At 71.5% G+C, this 15902-nt stretch carries 20 protein-coding genes; 19 read left to right on the top strand and 1 reads right to left on the bottom strand.

Annotated elements, in window-relative coordinates; translation table 11 throughout:
• Nucleotides 1-102: 102 nt before the first annotated feature.
• The 16 genes from rpsP to AC067A_RS23005 all read left to right on the top strand — a co-directional run bounded on the left by rpsP (nucleotide 103) and on the right by AC067A_RS23005 (nucleotide 12314).
• Nucleotides 103-546, top strand: a complete 444-nt coding sequence (rpsP, locus tag AC067A_RS23080; protein ID WP_053644511.1) for a 30S ribosomal protein S16 — start codon at nucleotides 103-105, stop codon at nucleotides 544-546.
• Between the two features lie 2 nt (nucleotides 547-548).
• On the top strand, nucleotides 549-788 hold the full coding sequence (locus tag AC067A_RS23075) for an RNA-binding protein (protein ID WP_005311361.1): 240 nt from the start codon (nucleotides 549-551) through the stop codon (nucleotides 786-788).
• 118 nt (nucleotides 789-906) lie between these two features.
• Complete coding sequence (gene rimM, locus AC067A_RS23070) at nucleotides 907-1464, top strand: ribosome maturation factor RimM (RefSeq protein ID WP_479244367.1); 558 nt, start codon at nucleotides 907-909, stop codon at nucleotides 1462-1464.
• On the top strand, nucleotides 1461-2282 hold the full coding sequence (trmD, locus tag AC067A_RS23065) for a tRNA (guanosine(37)-N1)-methyltransferase TrmD (protein WP_479244366.1): 822 nt from the start codon (nucleotides 1461-1463) through the stop codon (nucleotides 2280-2282). Before rimM ends, trmD begins: the two co-directional genes overlap by 4 nt.
• 126 nt (nucleotides 2283-2408) lie before the next feature.
• Nucleotides 2409-2759 carry a 50S ribosomal protein L19 gene (gene rplS, locus AC067A_RS23060; protein WP_017235933.1) on the top strand — a complete coding sequence of 117 codons (351 nt, stop codon included), beginning with the start codon at nucleotides 2409-2411 and terminating at the stop codon, nucleotides 2757-2759.
• Between the two features lie 69 nt (nucleotides 2760-2828).
• Nucleotides 2829-3605: a signal peptidase I gene (gene lepB, locus AC067A_RS23055; RefSeq protein WP_479244365.1), complete on the top strand. Its 777-nt coding sequence runs from the start codon at nucleotides 2829-2831 to the stop codon at nucleotides 3603-3605.
• Nucleotides 3598-4587: a signal peptidase I gene (gene lepB, locus AC067A_RS23050; RefSeq protein WP_479244364.1), complete on the top strand. Its 990-nt coding sequence runs from the start codon at nucleotides 3598-3600 to the stop codon at nucleotides 4585-4587. The genes lepB (AC067A_RS23055) and lepB (AC067A_RS23050) overlap by 8 nt, the downstream gene beginning before the upstream one ends.
• The gene (gene lepB / locus AC067A_RS23045) at nucleotides 4556-5455 is read left to right on the top strand and encodes a signal peptidase I (protein WP_479244462.1); all 900 of its coding nucleotides are present in this window, start codon (nucleotides 4556-4558) and stop codon (nucleotides 5453-5455) included. Before lepB (AC067A_RS23050) ends, lepB (AC067A_RS23045) begins: the two co-directional genes overlap by 32 nt.
• Nucleotides 5456-5509: 54 nt before the next feature.
• Nucleotides 5510-6274 (top strand): signal peptidase I, encoded by a 765-nt coding sequence (gene lepB, locus AC067A_RS23040; protein ID WP_479244363.1) that lies wholly within the window; start codon nucleotides 5510-5512, stop codon nucleotides 6272-6274.
• Nucleotides 6271-6822 (top strand): NUDIX hydrolase, encoded by a 552-nt coding sequence (locus AC067A_RS23035; protein WP_479244362.1) that lies wholly within the window; start codon nucleotides 6271-6273, stop codon nucleotides 6820-6822. The genes lepB (AC067A_RS23040) and AC067A_RS23035 overlap by 4 nt, the downstream gene beginning before the upstream one ends.
• Before the next feature lie 55 nt (nucleotides 6823-6877).
• Complete coding sequence (locus AC067A_RS23030) at nucleotides 6878-7186, top strand: DUF2469 domain-containing protein (protein ID WP_005311352.1); 309 nt, start codon at nucleotides 6878-6880, stop codon at nucleotides 7184-7186.
• Nucleotides 7187-7320: 134 nt separating this feature from the next.
• On the top strand, nucleotides 7321-7686 hold the full coding sequence (locus tag AC067A_RS23025; protein ID WP_479244361.1) for a YraN family protein: 366 nt from the start codon (nucleotides 7321-7323) through the stop codon (nucleotides 7684-7686).
• On the top strand, nucleotides 7686-9299 hold the full coding sequence (locus tag AC067A_RS23020; protein ID WP_479244360.1) for a YifB family Mg chelatase-like AAA ATPase: 1614 nt from the start codon (nucleotides 7686-7688) through the stop codon (nucleotides 9297-9299). The genes AC067A_RS23025 and AC067A_RS23020 overlap by 1 nt, the downstream gene beginning before the upstream one ends.
• Nucleotides 9296-10564: a DNA-processing protein DprA gene (gene dprA / locus AC067A_RS23015; protein WP_479244359.1), complete on the top strand. Its 1269-nt coding sequence runs from the start codon at nucleotides 9296-9298 to the stop codon at nucleotides 10562-10564. Before AC067A_RS23020 ends, dprA begins: the two co-directional genes overlap by 4 nt.
• 236 nt (nucleotides 10565-10800) lie before the next feature.
• Nucleotides 10801-11637 (top strand): RNA polymerase sigma factor WhiG, encoded by an 837-nt coding sequence (gene whiG, locus AC067A_RS23010; RefSeq protein ID WP_479244358.1) that lies wholly within the window; start codon nucleotides 10801-10803, stop codon nucleotides 11635-11637.
• A gap of 71 nt (nucleotides 11638-11708) precedes the next feature.
• The gene (locus tag AC067A_RS23005) at nucleotides 11709-12314 is read left to right on the top strand and encodes a TetR/AcrR family transcriptional regulator (RefSeq protein ID WP_479244460.1); all 606 of its coding nucleotides are present in this window, start codon (nucleotides 11709-11711) and stop codon (nucleotides 12312-12314) included.
• On the opposite strand, the gene AC067A_RS23000 is transcribed toward AC067A_RS23005, so the two are convergent.
• Entirely contained in the window at nucleotides 12304-12825 is a 522-nt protein-coding gene (locus AC067A_RS23000) for a murein hydrolase activator EnvC family protein (RefSeq protein ID WP_479244357.1), read from the bottom strand. The genes AC067A_RS23005 and AC067A_RS23000 overlap by 11 nt on opposite strands.
• Nucleotides 12826-13080: 255 nt before the next feature.
• On the opposite strand from AC067A_RS23000, the gene rpsB reads away from it, so the two are divergent.
• The 3 genes from rpsB to pyrH all read left to right on the top strand — a co-directional run bounded on the left by rpsB (nucleotide 13081) and on the right by pyrH (nucleotide 15860).
• Nucleotides 13081-13992 carry a 30S ribosomal protein S2 gene (rpsB, locus tag AC067A_RS22995; protein ID WP_479244356.1) on the top strand — a complete coding sequence of 304 codons (912 nt, stop codon included), beginning with the start codon at nucleotides 13081-13083 and terminating at the stop codon, nucleotides 13990-13992.
• 102 nt (nucleotides 13993-14094) lie between these two features.
• Complete coding sequence (gene tsf, locus AC067A_RS22990; RefSeq protein ID WP_479244355.1) at nucleotides 14095-14931, top strand: translation elongation factor Ts; 837 nt, start codon at nucleotides 14095-14097, stop codon at nucleotides 14929-14931.
• A 164-nt stretch (nucleotides 14932-15095) separates the two neighbouring features.
• Nucleotides 15096-15860: a UMP kinase gene (gene pyrH / locus AC067A_RS22985; RefSeq protein ID WP_479244354.1), complete on the top strand. Its 765-nt coding sequence runs from the start codon at nucleotides 15096-15098 to the stop codon at nucleotides 15858-15860.
• Nucleotides 15861-15902 lie beyond the last annotated feature (42 nt).

Here is a 15902-nt window from a genome sequence, read left to right as displayed (position 1 = left end):
CCTCTCTCCTCCGGCTGACGCGTCCATCGGGCATCCGAGTACCGCAACCCCACGTGGCATCTCAAGTGCCCAACCACGTCAAGACCAGGAGACACCACTCCAGTGGCAGTCAAGATCAAGCTCAAGCGCCTCGGTAAGATCCGCCAGCCGCACTACCGCATCGTCGTCGCCGACTCGCGCACCCGCCGCGACGGTCGTGCGATCGAGGAGATCGGCCTCTACCACCCGACGTACAACCCGTCGCGTATCGAGGTCGACTCCGAGCGTGCGCAGTACTGGCTGTCCGTCGGCGCCCAGCCGACCGAGCCCGTCCTCGCCATCCTGAAGCTCACGGGCGACTGGCAGAAGCACAAGGGCCTCCCGGCCCCCGAGAAGGCGCTGCTCGTCCCCGCCACCAAGGAGGCGAAGCGCGCCTCGTTCGACGAGTTCGCGAAGACCCTCGAGAGCGGCGACGACAAGGGTGAGGCCATCACCCCGAAGGCCAAGAAGGCCGACAAGAAGGCTGACGAGGCCGAGGCCGCGTCGACCGAGTCGACCGAGGCCTGAGCATGCTCGAGGAGGCTCTCGAGCACCTCGTGAAGGGCATCGTCGACAACCCCGACGATGTGCAGGTCGCCTCGCGCAACCTGCGTCGTGGCCGCGTGCTTGAGGTCCGGGTGCACCCCGACGACCTCGGCAAGGTGATCGGCCGCAACGGCCGCACCGCGCGTGCGCTGCGTACCGTCGTGGGCGCCATCGGCGGCCGTGGAATCCGAGTCGACCTCGTCGACGTGGACCAGGTCCGCTGAACAAGTCGGCCACATCGGTTGAATGATGTGCCGGCACGGGCCGGGGAGGGCTTACGAGCCCGCCCCGGCCCGTTGTCGTTTTTGTCGTACGAGCTGTGTGACAGGAGAGTGTGGAGCAGTGCAGTTGGTAGTCGCGCGGATCGGCCGCGCCCACGGCATCAAGGGCGAGGTCACCGTCGAGGTGCGGACGGACGAGCCCGAGCTCAGGCTCGGCCCCGGGGCCGTACTGCTGACCGACCCGGCCTCCGTCGGGCCGCTGACCATCGAGTCCGGCAAGGTCCACAGCGGCAAGCTGCTGCTGCGCTTCGAGGGCGTCCGCGACCGCAACGCCGCCGAGGCCCTGCGCAACACCCTCCTCATCGCCGAGATCGACCCCGCCGAGCTGCCGGAGGAGGAGGACGAGTACTACGACCACCAGCTCATGGACCTCGACGTCGTCCTCGCCGACGGCACGGAGATCGGCCGGATCACCGAGATCTCCCACCTGCCGTCGCAGGACCTCTTCATCGTCGAGCGCCCCGACGGCACCGAGCTGATGATCCCCTTCGTCTCCGAGATCGTCACCGAGATCGACCTGGAGGAGCAGCGGGCCGTCATCGACCCGCCGCCCGGCCTGATCGACGACCGCGCCGAGATCGCCTCCTCCCGCGACGACGAACCGGGTGACGAGGCATGAGGCTCGACGTCGTCACGATCTTCCCCGAGTACCTCGAACCGCTGAACGTCTCGCTCGTCGGCAAGGCACGCGCGCGGGGGCAGCTCGACGTCCACGTCCACGACCTGCGCGAGTGGACCTACGACCGGCACAACACGGTCGACGACACCCCGTACGGCGGCGGCCCCGGCATGGTCATGAAGACCGAGCCCTGGGGCGACGCGCTCGACCAGGCGCTCGCCGACGGCTACGAGGGCGGCGCCCACGGCCCGGTCCTGGTCGTCCCGACCCCCAGCGGCCGTCCCTTCACCCAGGAGCTGGCCGTCGAGCTCTCCGAGCGGCCCTGGCTGATCTTCACCCCGGCCCGCTACGAGGGCATCGACCGCCGGGTCATGGACGAGTACGCCACCCGGATGCCGGTCTACGAGGTCTCCATCGGCGACTACGTGCTCGCCGGCGGGGAGGCCGCCGTCCTGGTCGTCACCGAGGCGGTCGCCCGCCTCCTGCCCGGTGTCCTCGGCAACGCCGAATCCCACCGCGACGACTCCTTCGCGCCCGGGGCGATGGCCAACCTCCTGGAGGGCCCCGTCTACACCAAGCCCCCCGAGTGGCGCGGCCGTGGCATCCCCGACGTCCTCCTCAGCGGGCACCACGGGAAGATCGCCCGCTGGCGGCGCGACGAGGCCTTCCGCCGCACCGCCGCCCACCGGCCCGACCTCATCGAGCGCTGCGATCCGGCGGCCTTCGACAAGAAGGACCGCGAGATCCTCTCGATGATGGGATGGGCGCCCGAGCCCGGCGGCCGATTTTGGCGCAGGCTGCAGGACGTGGAAGAATAGGCCGCTGCCGTCCGTCCGGCGCGCGCCCCTGCCACAGGGGGACGACGCCCGCCAGAGACGCACGGCATCCCGATCATCCGAACGTACCGCTGATGACCTGTGGCATCAGCGAGGAAAGAGACCTCCATGGCCTCCCTGCTCGACCAGGTCAACGCGGCCGCGCTCCGCTCCGACCTCCCCGCCTTCCGCCCCGGCGACACCGTGAACGTCCACGTGCGCGTCATCGAAGGCAGCCGCTCCCGCATCCAGCAGTTCAAGGGTGTCGTCATCCGCCGCCAGGGCTCGGGCGTCAGCGAGACCTTCACGGTCCGCAAGGTCTCGTTCTCCGTCGGCGTCGAGCGCACCTTCCCGGTGAACAGCCCGATCTTCGAGAAGATCGAGCTCGTGACCCGCGGTGACGTCCGTCGCGCCAAGCTCTACTACCTGCGTGAGCTGCGCGGCAAGGCTGCCAAGATCAAGGAGAAGCGCGACCGCTGAGCTCAGGCTCCCGGCACGCTCACAGCTTCCGGGCCCTCGCACAGGCTCGCCGGATAGGCTCTGCCAGCGATGGACACCGAAGCACAGCACACGGAGCGCGACCCCTCTTCCGACACGGAGGAAGGGTCGCGCTCCGCGCGCGTTTCCGAGGCCTCCGTGACCCCGCCCTCGTGGCGCCGGACGGTCCTCGTGGGCGCCGCCTGCATGGCCTTCCTGCTGCTCCTGAGCCACTTCGTGATGCAGCCCTTCCTGATCCCCAGCGGTTCCATGGAACCGACCCTCCAGGTCGGCGACCGGATCCTGGTCAACAAGCTGGCGTACCGTTTCGGCAGTGAGCCGCGCCGGGGCGACGTCGTCGTCTTCGACGGCACCGGCTCCTTCGTACGGGAGGAACCGGAGGGCGATCCGGTCACCGGGCTCCTGCGCGGTGCCGGGGCCGCACTCGGGCTCGCGGAGCCCGCCGAGACCGACTTCGTGAAGCGGGTCGTCGGCACCGGCGGCGACCGGGTGGTCTGCTGCGACAAGGACGGCCGGCTCACCGTGAACGGCGTCCCCGTCCAGGAGCGGTACCTGATGCCCGGCGACCAGCCGTCGAGCGTCGCCTTCGACATCGTCGTCCCCCCGGGCAGGCTCTGGGTCATGGGCGACCACCGCAGCCAGTCCAGCGACTCCCGCGACCACCTGGGCAGCCCCGGCGGCGGGATGGTCCCCCTCGACAAGGTCGTCGGACGCGCAGGCTGGATCGCCTGGCCCTTCGGCCGCTGGTCCGCCCTGCCCGCCTCGGACGCCTTCGACGCCGTACCCGCCCCGCCGGCCGGCGGACACGGGGCGGGGGCCCATGGGTAGCCGCGGCCGGCCGTCCGGCGGAGCCGCTCGCGGAGGCGAGCCCGCCCAGGGGCCGGCCCTGCCCGGACGCGCCGAGCGGCGCAAGCTCGCCCGCAAGGTGAAGCGGCGCCGGCAGCGCTCCGCGATCCGCGAGATCCCGGTCCTGATCACGGTGGCGGTCCTCATCGCCCTCGTCCTCAAGACCTTCCTGGTCCAGGCGTTCGTCATCCCCTCCGGCTCCATGGAACAGACGATCCGGATCGAGGACCGGGTCCTGGTCGACAAGCTCACCCCGTGGTTCGGCTCCCGCCCGCAGCGCGGCGACGTCGTCGTCTTCAAGGACCCCGGCAACTGGCTCCAGCAGGACGTCACGCCCCCCGCCGACGACCCGATCGGGATCAAGCAGGCCAAGCAGGCCCTGACCTTCATCGGTCTGCTGCCCTCGGCCGACGACCGGGACCTCATCAAGCGGGTGATCGCCGTCGGCGGCGACACCGTCCGCTGTTGCGGCAAGGACGGGCGGCTCACCGTCAACGGCGTGCCGCTGGACGAGCCGTACCTGCACCCCGGCAACCAGCCGTCCGAGATCCCCTTCGAGGTGAAGGTGCCGGAGGGCCGGATCTTCGTCCTCGGCGACCACCGCTCCGACTCGGCCGACTCCCGCTTCCACCTGGACGAGGAGGGGCACGGCACCGTCTCCGAGGAGCAGGTCGTGGGGCGCGCCGTGGTGATCGCCTGGCCCTTCGGGCACTGGCGGCGGCTGGAGGAGCGGCAGACCTTCGAGGCGGTACCGGACGCCAGTGCGAGTTCCGAGTCCACGCCCGGTCTGTCGCATAGTGTGTCCCAGCGGAATCTGAACGGATTGCCCGGGCTCCCGACCCCTGCGGAACTTCTGCTCGTTATGGGAGTGGTGGGCCTGTCCCTGTTCCGGGGCAGGCGTTCGCACGGAGTGAGGAGTGGATGTGGGGGATTTGGCCGTCGGCGCACGATCCGGACACGATGAGCCCGAGAAGAGGGCCGACGAGGCCACCGGCGATGTGACGGGTGACGACGTGACGGATGACGAGGTGTCGCACGACGAGGCGGCCGACGGCCCCGGCAGGGGCCCGAGGAAGCAGCGTTCCTTCTGGAAGGAGCTGCCGCTCCTCGTCGGCATCGCCCTGGTACTCGCCCTCCTGATCAAGACCTTCCTGGTGCAGGCGTTCTCGATTCCCTCGGAGTCGATGATGAACACCCTCCAGAAGGGCGACCGGGTTCTCGTCGACAAGCTGACCCCTTGGTTCGGCTCCGAGCCCGAGCGCGGCGAGGTCGTCGTCTTCCACGACCCGGGCGGCTGGCTGGAGGGCCAGCAGGCACCCAAGCCGAACGTCGTGCAGAAGTTCCTCAGCTTCATCGGCCTCATGCCGTCCGCCGAGGAGAAGGACCTCATCAAGCGCGTCATCGCCGTCGGCGGCGACACCGTCTCCTGCAAGGAGGGCGGCAAGGTCGTCCTCAACGGAGTGGCGCTGGACGAGACCTCGTACCTCTACCCGGGCTCCGTTCCCTGCCAGGACTCGTTCGGCCCGATCAAGGTCCCCGAGGGCCGCATCTGGGTCATGGGCGACAACCGGCAGAACTCGCTGGACTCGCGCTTCCACCAGCAGCTGCCGGGTGGCGGCACCGTCTCCGACGACGAGGTCGTGGGCCGCGCCGTCGTCATCGCCTGGCCGGTCACCCGCTGGGCCACGCTCCCGGTCCCGGACATCTTCGACCAGCCCGCCCTCGACCAGGCCCTGGCCGCCGCCCCCGTCGGCGCGGCGAGCGTCGCAGGAGCGCTGCCGCTGGTGCTGTGGCGCCGCAAGAAGCGCACCGCGGGGCATACCGCCGAGTAGCAACCCGCGGGTAGGGTGCCCACCCGGACCGTCGACAGACCTCTGGGGATGCACATGAGCGGAAAAACAGGGACCCAGGGCGGCCACGGCCGCCTCGGCAGCGTGCTGTCGGGGCTGGCCGTGGCCGTCGGCTGTCTGCTGTTCCTCGGCGGCTTCGTCGGGGGCGCGCTGATCTACCAGCCGTACACCGTCCCCACCGACTCCATGACGCCGACCATCGACGACGGCTCCAAGATCCTCGCCCAGCGCATCGACGGCGACGAGGTGCGCCGCGGCGACGTCGTCGTCTTCAAGGACCCGCTCTGGGGCGACTCGCCCATGGTCAAGCGGGTCGCCGGCGTCGGCGGCGACACCGTCGCCTGCTGCGACCGGGACGGGCGGCTCACGGTCGACGGCAAGGCCGTCGCCGAGCCGTACCTGACGCCGGGGATCGGCGGCCGGACGGTCGCGTCGGACAAGGAGTTCTCCGTGACCGTCCCGCAGGACAGCCTGTTCCTCCTCGGCGACGACCGGCACACCTCGCTCGACTCCCGCACGCACCTGGAGGAGGCCGGACAGGGTTCCGTGCCCCGCTCCACCGTCGTCGGCAGGGTCGACGCGGTCGTCTGGCCCGCCAAGGGCCTCCTGGAGCCGCCGACGGGCTTCGCGGACCTGCCCGGCGGCACCTCGCGGCCGGGCCCCTTCGAGGCCCTCTTCACCGCGATCGTCGCCGGGTGTGTACTGATCCTCGCGGGGGCCGCGTACGGTCCGGTGGCGAATCTGCTGACCGGACGCCGGGCCGGGGCGCGACCTGGCAGGCGGGAGAGGGTGGGCACGTGACGGAAGGCGGTACGGGGGCCGGGACGGGGACGGAGCCGGCGGCCGGCGGCACCGAGGGCGCCGCTCCGCGCCGGGTGGCGCGCGTCGTGCTGCTCGACCCCGACGACCGCATCCTCCTCCTGCACGGCTACGAACCGGACGACCCCGCGGAATCCTGGTGGTTCACCCCGGGCGGAGGCCTGGAGGGCGAGGAGACGCGGGAACAGGCGGCCCTGCGCGAGCTCGCCGAGGAGACCGGCATCACCGACGTCGACCTCGGCCCCGTGCTGTGGAAGCGGTACTGCTCCTTCCCCTTCGACGGGCGCCGATGGGACCAGGACGAGTGGTACTACCTCGCCCGCACCCGCGGGACCGAGGCCGCGCCCCGGCCGCAGGCCCTCACGGAGCTGGAGACCCGGAGTCTGGCGGGCCTGAGATGGTGGACCTCCGCCGAACTGTCGGCGGCGCGTGAGACGGTGTACCCGACCAGGCTCGCCGAGTTGCTCCACACGCTGCTCGACGAGGGACCTCCCGGTGCACCGGTGGTGCTCGCCCCGGAAATCGTCTAGGGGCGCGTACGGCTGGCGCACAATGGGGGGACGCACGGCTGAAGGGGAACATGCCATGAGTGCCGAGGACCTCGAGAAGTACGAGACCGAGATGGAGCTGAAGCTCTACCGGGAGTACCGCGACGTCGTCGGCCTGTTCAAATACGTGATCGAGACCGAGCGACGCTTCTACCTGACCAACGACTACGAGATGCAGGTGCACTCGGTCCAGGGCGAGGTCTTCTTCGAGGTCAGCATGGCTGACGCCTGGGTCTGGGACATGTACAGGCCGGCCAGGTTCGTCAAGCAGGTGCGCGTCCTCACCTTCAAGGACGTGAACATCGAGGAGCTCAACAAGAGCGACCTCGAACTCCCCGGCAGCTGAGCCCGCCCACCGCGGGGCCGAGGACGGGAAATCACCCTCACGAGTGACGCCGTTCTCCACAGCCTCCCGGCCGTCCACAGCGCCGCACGCGGCCCTCCGCGCTCCGTCACAGTCGGTGACGGAGGTGGTACCGCATGAACAAGACCCAAGCCCTCGGACGGTACGGAGAAGAGCTGGCGACGCGTCGGCTCACCGCGACCGGCATGCAGATCCTCGCCCGCAACTGGCGCTGCGGCCGCACCGGCGAGATCGACATCGTCGCCCGTGACGGCGACACCCTCGTCATCTGCGAGGTGAAGACCCGCCGCCATGGGGCGTACGAGCACCCGATGGCGGCCGTCACGCCCGGCAAGGCCGAGCGGCTCCGCCGGCTCGCCGCCTGCTGGCTCGACCGCAGCGGCACCCCCGCACCCGCCGGCGGCGTCCGCATCGACCTGGTCGGCATCGTCCTGCCCCAGCGCGGCGGCCCCGTCCTCACCCACGCCCAGGGGGTGGCGTGATGGGATTCGCCCGCACCTGCTCCGTCGCCCTCGTCGGCGTCGAAGGCGTCGTCGTCGAGGTCCAGGCCGACCTCGAACCCGGCGTCGCCGCCTTCACCCTCGTCGGCCTCCCCGACAAGAGCCTCAGCGAGAGCCGGGACCGCGTCCGCGCCGCCGTCGTCAACTCCGGCGCCGAATGGCCCCAGAAGAAGCTCACCGTCGGACTCAGCCCGGCCTCCGTCCCCAAAGGCGGAAGCGGGTTCGACCTCGCCGTCGCCGCCGCGGTGCTCGGGGCCGCCGAGCGCATCGACCCGCGCGCCATCGCCGACCTGGTCCTCATCGGCGAACTCGGACTCGACGGACGCGTCCGGCCCGTCCGCGGCGTCCTGCCCGCCGTCCTCGCCGCCGCCGACGCCGGCTACAAACAGGTCGTCGTCCCCGAGCGCACCGCGGGCGAGGCCGCGCTCGTCCCCGGCGTCTCCGTCCTCGGCGTCCGCAGCCTGCGCCAGCTGATCGCCGTCCTCACCGACGAGCCCGTGCCCGAGGAGGAGACCACCGAGGAAGGCCGGCCGGACGCCATGCTCGCCGGCCTGCTCGTCCCCGGCGCCGGCCTCGGCACCGGACTCGCCGCCGACCCCGCCGTCGGTCCCGACCTCGCCGACGTCGCCGGCCAGCACCGGGCCCGCCGCGCCCTGGAGATCGCCGCCGCCGGCGGCCACCACCTCATGCTCTCCGGCCCACCGGGCGCCGGGAAGACCATGCTGGCCGAACGGCTGCCCGGCATCCTCCCGCCCCTCACCCGGCAGGAGTCCCTGGAGGTCACCGCCGTCCACTCGGTCGCCGGCATCCTCCCGCCGGGAGAGCCGCTCGTCCGCCGGGCCCCCTACTGCGCGCCCCACCACTCGGCCACCACCCAGTCCCTCGTCGGCGGCGGCAACGGCCTGCCCAGGCCGGGCGCCGTCTCCCTCGCCCACCGCGGAGTGCTCTTCCTCGACGAGGCCCCCGAGTTCTCCGGCAAGGTCCTCGACGCGCTGCGCCAGCCGCTCGAATCGGGGCACGTGGTCATCGCCCGCGCCGCCGGGGTCGTCCGCCTCCCCGCCCGCTTCCTCCTGGCCCTCGCCGCCAACCCCTGCCCCTGCGGACGGCACACGCTGCAGGGCGCCGGCTGCGAATGCCCCTCCGCGCTCATCCGGCGCTACCAGGCACGCCTCTCCGGACCCCTGCTCGACCGTGTCGACCTGCGCGTCGAGGTCGAACCCGTCACCCGCGCCGACCTCCTCGGCCAGGGCGGCCCGGGCGAGACGACCGCCACCGTCGCCGAACGGGTCCGCGAGGCCAGGGCCCGCGCCGCGGCCCGCCTCGCGGACACCCCCTGGAACGCCAACGGCGAGATCCCCGGACACGAGCTCCGTACGCGATACCTCGCCGCGCCCGGCGCCCTGGCCTGCGCCGAGCGGGACATCGAGCGCGGACTCCTCACCGCCCGAGGTCTCGACCGGGTCCTCCGCGTCGCCTGGAGCGTCGCCGATCTCGCCGGGCACGACCGGCCCGACGGGCAGGACATCGCGCTCGCCCTCGAACTGCGCACCGGCATCACCCGCGGCGTGCCGGTCCGAGCGGGGGAGTACGCATGACCGCCACCCCCTCCCCGGACGCCACCCCCTCCCCGGACGCCACCCCCTCCCCGGACGCCGCCGCGGACGAGCGACTGGCGCGCGCCGCCCTCACCCGGGCCGTCGAACCCGGCGACGAGCACGCCGGCCGATGGATCCGCCGCCACGGCGCCACCGGCTTCCTGGACCGCCTCCTCCGCCCCGGCGCACCCGCGGGCGACGTGCTCGGCGGAGCACCGCGTGAGGTCACGGGCGACGCCGCGGGAGACGGACCGTTCCCCGGGACCGGCGCGCAACGGGTCGACGGCTGGCGGCGGCGCGCCGAGGCCGCCGAGCCCGCCCGGGACCTCGACACCGTCCACCGCCTCGGCGGCCGCTTCCTCATCCCCGGCGACATCGAATGGCCCCGGCAGCTCGACGACCTCGGGGACGCCCGGCCCCTCGGCCTCTGGGTCAGGGGCCCCGCCGACCTGCGCACCTGGGCCCTGCGCTCCGTCGCGCTCGTCGGCGCCCGCGCCTGCACCCCCTACGGCGCCCACACCGCCGCCGAGCTGGCCACCGGTCTCGCCCGGCACGGCTGGGTCGTCGTCTCCGGAGCGGCCTACGGCATCGACGGCGCGGCCCACCGCGGTGCCCTCGCCGCGGGCGGGGCCACCGTCGCCGTCCTCGCCTGCGGCGTCGACTCCTCCTATCCACGGGGCCACGACGGGCTCATCCGCCGCGTGGCGGAACAGGGACTCGTCATCGGGGAGCTGCCGCCCGAAAGCCATCCCACCCCCGGCCGCTTCATCCTCCGCAACCGCGTCATCGCCGCCCTCACCCGGGGGACCGTCGTCGTCGAGGCCCAGCACCGCAGCGGCTCGCTCGTCACCGCCCGCGCCGCCGCGCGGCTCGGCCGTCACACCATGGGCGTACCCGGCCCCGTCACCAGCGCCCTCTCCGCGGGCGTCCACGAACTGCTGCGCGGCGACGCCATCCTCGTCACCGACGCCGACGAGATCGTCGAACTCGTCGGGGACATGGGGCAGCTCGCCCCCGTCCGCCGCGGGCCCGTGCTGCCCCGCGACCTCCTGGCCCCCGCCGCGGCGCACGTCCTGGAAGCCGTACCCGCCGGTGGTCCCACCCCCGCCACCGTCATCGCCGACCGCGCCGGCACCACCCCCGACGAGACCCTCGCCAGGCTGTACGAACTCCACTCGCTCGGCTTCGTCGAACGTCACGGGGAGGGCTGGCAGTTGACGAACAGGAGGACCCGGCCGTCGAACGCGCGGCGAGGCGGTGCTTGACCTGGCGCATTCGGGTGAAAGGGTTGAGGCGATGAACAATCGAGTTCTCTCGGCCGCACCCGAGGGGCCGACACGCGCCACGGCCCGGGTTCGAAGATGCGACCGACGGCGTCCACCCGGAGCGGCGCGATCCGCCGATGTTCGCGCACCGCGACAGCGCACTCACGCTACGCTCACCAGAATTCCCACCAGGACAGCGACACCGACACCGACGGCAGAACGGCTCAAGGCAACGCATGCCCCAGCACACCTCCGGGTCTGACCGCGCTGCGGTGCCCCCAGCAGCCCGGGGCACCGTGCGACCGCCCGCACCGACCTCGCTCGACGAACTGTGGCGGTCGTACAAGGACACGGGCGACGAGCGGCTGCGGGAGCAGCTGATCCTCCACTACTCGCCGCTCGTCAAGTACGTTGCCGGACGCGTCAGCGTGGGGCTGCCGTCCAACGTGGAGCAGGCCGACTTCGTCTCCTCCGGGGTCTTCGGCCTCATCGACGCCATCGAGAAGTTCGACGTCGAGCGGGCGATCAAGTTCGAGACGTACGCGATCACCCGCATCCGCGGCGCGATGATCGACGAACTCCGGGCCCTGGACTGGATCCCCCGTTCCGTCCGGCAGAAGGCGCGCAACGTCGAGCGCGCCTACGCCACCCTCGAGGCCCAGCTCCGGCGCACCCCCTCGGAGACCGAGGTGGCTGCGGAGATGGACATCACCCTGGAGGAACTGCACGCGGTTTTCAGCCAGTTGTCGCTGGCGAACGTGGTGGCCCTGGAGGAGCTGCTGCACGTGGGCGGCGAGGGGGGCGACCGGCTGTCCCTGATGGACACCCTGGAGGACACGGCCGCGGACAACCCGGTCGAGGTCGCCGAGGGCCGCGAGCTGCGCCGTCTGCTCGCCCGCGCCATCAACACGCTCCCCGAGCGGGAGAAGACCGTCGTCACGCTCTACTACTACGAGGGCCTCACCCTCGCCGAGATCGGCAACGTCCTCGGTGTCACCGAGAGCCGGGTCAGCCAGATCCACACCAAGTCCGTGCTGCAGCTCCGGGCCAAGCTGGCCGACGTCGGACGCTGAGCGCCGGGGGCCGGTCGTACAGTGGAGCCGTGCCCAGGATTCGAGCGGCCTCGGTGGCCGAGCACCGGACGATGCAGCGCGGCGCCCTCCTGGACGCCGCGCGATCCCTGCTGTCCGAGGGCGGGACGGAGGCGCTGACCTTCCCCGCACTCGCCGAGCGCACGGGCCTGGCCCGTTCGTCGGTGTACGAGTACTTCCGGTCGCGCGCGGCCGTCGTCGAAGAGCTGTGCGCCGTCGACTTCCCCGTGTGGGCCGCCGAGGTCGAGGCCGCCATGGCCGGTGCCGAGACGCCCGGCGGCAAGGTCGAGGCCTATGTCCGCAAGCAGCTTGAGCTGGTCGGGGACCGGCGTCACCGGGCCGTCGTCGCCATCTCCGCGAGCGAGCTCGACGACGGCGCCCGCGAGAAGATCCGCGCGGCCCACGGCGGACTCGTCGCCATGATCGTCGAGGCCCTCGCGGCCCTCGGCCGGCCGCAGCCCCGCCTCGGCGCCATGCTCCTCCAGGGCGTCGTCGACGCGGCCGTCCGCCGCATCGAGCTCGGTGCCGCCGAGAACCCCGACGAGATCGCCGAGGCGGCGGTCTCGATGGCCCTGCACGGCGTCAACGGCGTCAACCGCGCTAACCACGTCATTGACGTCAGCGGCGTCAACGGCGGCGTCGACGGAGCTACTGCCTGACCCGGCTGTCCCCGCCGGAGAGCGGTGGCCCGTCGCCGTCTCCGGGCGGCCGCTCCTCCCCGCCCGTGAGCGGCAGCAGCCGCGAGGGCGCCCGGCGGGTCAGGAGGAGGAGCGGGTTCAGGTACGTGTCGCCGCGCAGGAGCCCCCAGTGCAGGCACGTCCGGGCGCAGTGGGTGCCGGCGTCGACCCGGGCGATCGGGGTGCCCGCGCGGACCGTGCTGCCCGCCGGGAGCAGCGGGGTGACGGGCGTGAAGGTGGTGCGGAGCGGCGGCCCGCCCGTGTGCGGCAGGGTGAGGGTGACGACCCCGCGACCGCCGACCGGCCCCGCGAAGGTGATCGTGCCCGCGGCCGGGGCGAGGACCGGGGCGCCGGGCGCCGTGGCGAGGTCGACGCCCCGGTGTCCGGCGGCGTACGGACCGGCCGGCGGGAGCCAGCCGCGGAGGATCTCCGGCGAGGGCGGGCCCACCGGCCAGAGCAGCCCGACGACGAGGAGCAGTGTGGTGAGGTACATGAGAGAAGACTTCTCCCGCTGACCGTTCCGGACGGTTCCGTGACGGTTCCTGTGGACTACCCGTCGGTTGTGGACAGGGTCGTCACCCGTCGCGCCCGGGGTCCCGTACACTTTCTATGGCGACCCGGGTCACCGGGTCGACTTCGCACGCCCCGCCACTGCCCTCACCGGACGTGGCAGCGCCTTTCGGTCCCTCGTGGGCATGGCGCGCCGGGGCGTCAGGAACACAACCGAGAAACCCAAGGAGATACGGCCATGGCCGTCGTCACGATGCGGGAGCTGCTGGAGAGCGGCGTCCACTTCGGTCACCAGACCCGTCGCTGGAACCCGAAGATGAAGCGCTTCATCTTCACCGAGCGCAACGGCATCTACATCATCGACCTGCTCCAGTCGCTGTCGTACATCGACCGCGCCTTCGAGTTCGTCAAGGAGACCGTCGCGCACGGCGGCTCCATCATGTTCGTCGGTACGAAGAAGCAGGCCCAGGAGGCCATCGCCGAGCAGGCGACGCGTGTCGGCATGCCGTACGTCAACCAGCGTTGGCTCGGTGGCATGCTCACCAACTTCTCCACCGTCTACAAGCGTCTGCAGCGCCTCAAGGAGCTCGAGCAGATCGACTTCGAGGACGTCGCCGCCTCGGGTCTCACCAAGAAGGAGCTCCTGGTCCTCTCCCGCGAGAAGGCCAAGCTGGAGAAGACCCTCGGTGGTATCCGCGAGATGTCCAAGGTGCCCAGCGCCGTCTGGATCGTGGACACCAAGAAGGAGCACATCGCCGTCGGCGAGGCGCGCAAGCTCAAGATCCCGGTCGTCGCGATCCTCGACACCAACTGCGACCCCGACGAGGTCGACTACAAGATCCCGGGCAACGACGACGCGATCCGCTCCGTCACCCTGCTCACCCGCGTGATCGCCGACGCCGTCGCCGAGGGCCTCATCGCCCGTTCCGGTGCCGCGACCGGTGACTCGAAGCCGGGCGAGAAGGCCGCCGGCGAGCCCCTCGCCGAGTGGGAGCGCGACCTGCTCGAGGGCGAGAAGAAGGCCGACGAGACCGTCGAGGCCCCCGCCGCCGAGGCCCCCGCCGCCGAGGCGCCCGCCGCCGAGGCCGCTCCGGCCGAGGCCGCTGCCGAGGCCACCGAGGCTCCGGCCGCGGACGCCGAGCAGGCCTGACCCTTCAGGACCTTCGGGTGACGACGGCGGGGGCCCACGAAGCCCCCGCCGTCCACCCGTGGACCCGCCCGATCTTTCAGACTTCGAGAGAGAAACAGACTCATGGCGAACTACACCGCCGCTGACGTCAAGAAGCTCCGCGAGCTCACCGGCGCCGGCATGATGGACTGCAAGAAGGCCCTGGACGAGGCCGAGGGCGATGTCGACAAGGCCGTAGAGGCCCTGCGCATCAAGGGCCAGAAGGGTGTCGCCAAGCGTGAGGGCCGCTCCGCCGAGAACGGCGCCGTGGTCTCCCTCATCGCCGACGACAACACCTCCGGTGTCCTCGTCGAGCTGAAGTGCGAGACGGACTTCGTCGCCAAGGGTGACAAGTTCCAGGCCGTCGCCGACCAGCTTGCCGCCCACGTCGCCGCCACCTCCCCGGCCGACCTGGAGGCGCTGCTCGCCTCCGAGATCGAGGCCGGCAAGACCGTGCAGGCGTTCGTCGACGAGGCCAACGCCAACCTCGGCGAGAAGATCGTCCTGGACCGCTTCGCGCAGTACTCGGACGGCTTCGTCTTCTCGTACATGCACCGCACGATGCCGGACCTCCCGCCGCAGATCGGTGTCCTCGTCGAGTTCGACAAGGCCGACGCCGCCGTCGCCAAGGGTGTCGCCCAGCACATCGCCGCCTTCGCGCCGAAGTACCTCACCCGTGAGGACGTCCCGGCCGAGGTCGTCGAGACCGAGCGTCGCGTCGCCGAGGAGACCACCCGCGCCGAAGGCAAGCCCGAGGCCGCGCTCCCGAAGATCGTCGAGGGTCGCGTGAACGGCTTCTTCAAGGACGCGACGCTGCTCGGTCAGCCGTACGCCCTTGACAACAAGAAGTCCGTCCAGCAGATCCTGGACGAGGCCGGTGTCACCCTGAAGCGCTTCACCCGCATCAAGGTCGGCATCTGAGTCCGTACGCGAACGCGACGGACACCGGACCCCGGTAGGGTCTGAGGCAGTCGTCCGCGCACGCGCAGGACGACCGCAGATCTGACGAGGAGGCCATTGCCGTACGGGATACCCGCGAGGACCCAGGGCAATGGCCTCCTTCGTATGTGCACGAGGAGATCTCCATGAACCAGCACGCCGTACAGGGCGACGACAACAACGGCAACAAGGCCGGCCGCTTCATGCTGAAGCTGTCCGGAGAAGCCTTCTCCGGCGGCACCGGCCTGGGTGTCGACCCCAACGTCGTGCACGCCATCGCCCGTGAGATCGCGGCGGTCGTCCGCGACGGCGCGGAGATCGCGGTGGTGATCGGCGGCGGCAACTTCTTCCGTGGCGCCGAGCTCCAGCAGCGCGGCATGGACCGGGCCCGCTCCGACTACATGGGCATGCTCGGCACCGTGATGAACTGCCTCGCCCTCCAGGACTTCCTGGAGAAGGAAGGCATCGACTCGCGCGTCCAGACCGCCATCACCATGGGCCAGGTCGCCGAGCCGTACATCCCGCTGCGCGCCGTGCGCCACCTGGAGAAGGGCCGTGTGGTCATCTTCGGTGCGGGCATGGGCATGCCGTACTTCTCCACGGACACCACCGCCGCTCAGCGTGCCCTGGAGATCGACGCCGAGGCCCTGCTCATGGGCAAGAACGGCGTGGACGGCGTCTACGACTCCGACCCGAAGGCCAACCCCGACGCGGTCAAGTTCGACGCCCTCGAGTACGGCGAGGTGCTCTCCCGCGACCTCAAGGTCGCCGACGCCACCGCCATCACCCTGTGCCGGGACAACAACCTCCCGATCCTCGTCTTCGAACTGCTCACCGCGGGCAATATCGCTCGCGCGGTGAAGGGTGAGAAGATCGGCACGCTCGTGAGCGACCAGGGCACCCGGGCCTGACACCCGAACCGGGAACCGCCCCGCGAGGGGATGGACAGAGCC

Source organism: Streptomyces sp. NPDC043176 (assembly GCF_056436715.1).
The sequence above is the reverse complement of the archived record's forward strand: the minus strand, read 5'-3'. Positions and strand labels throughout refer to the sequence as shown.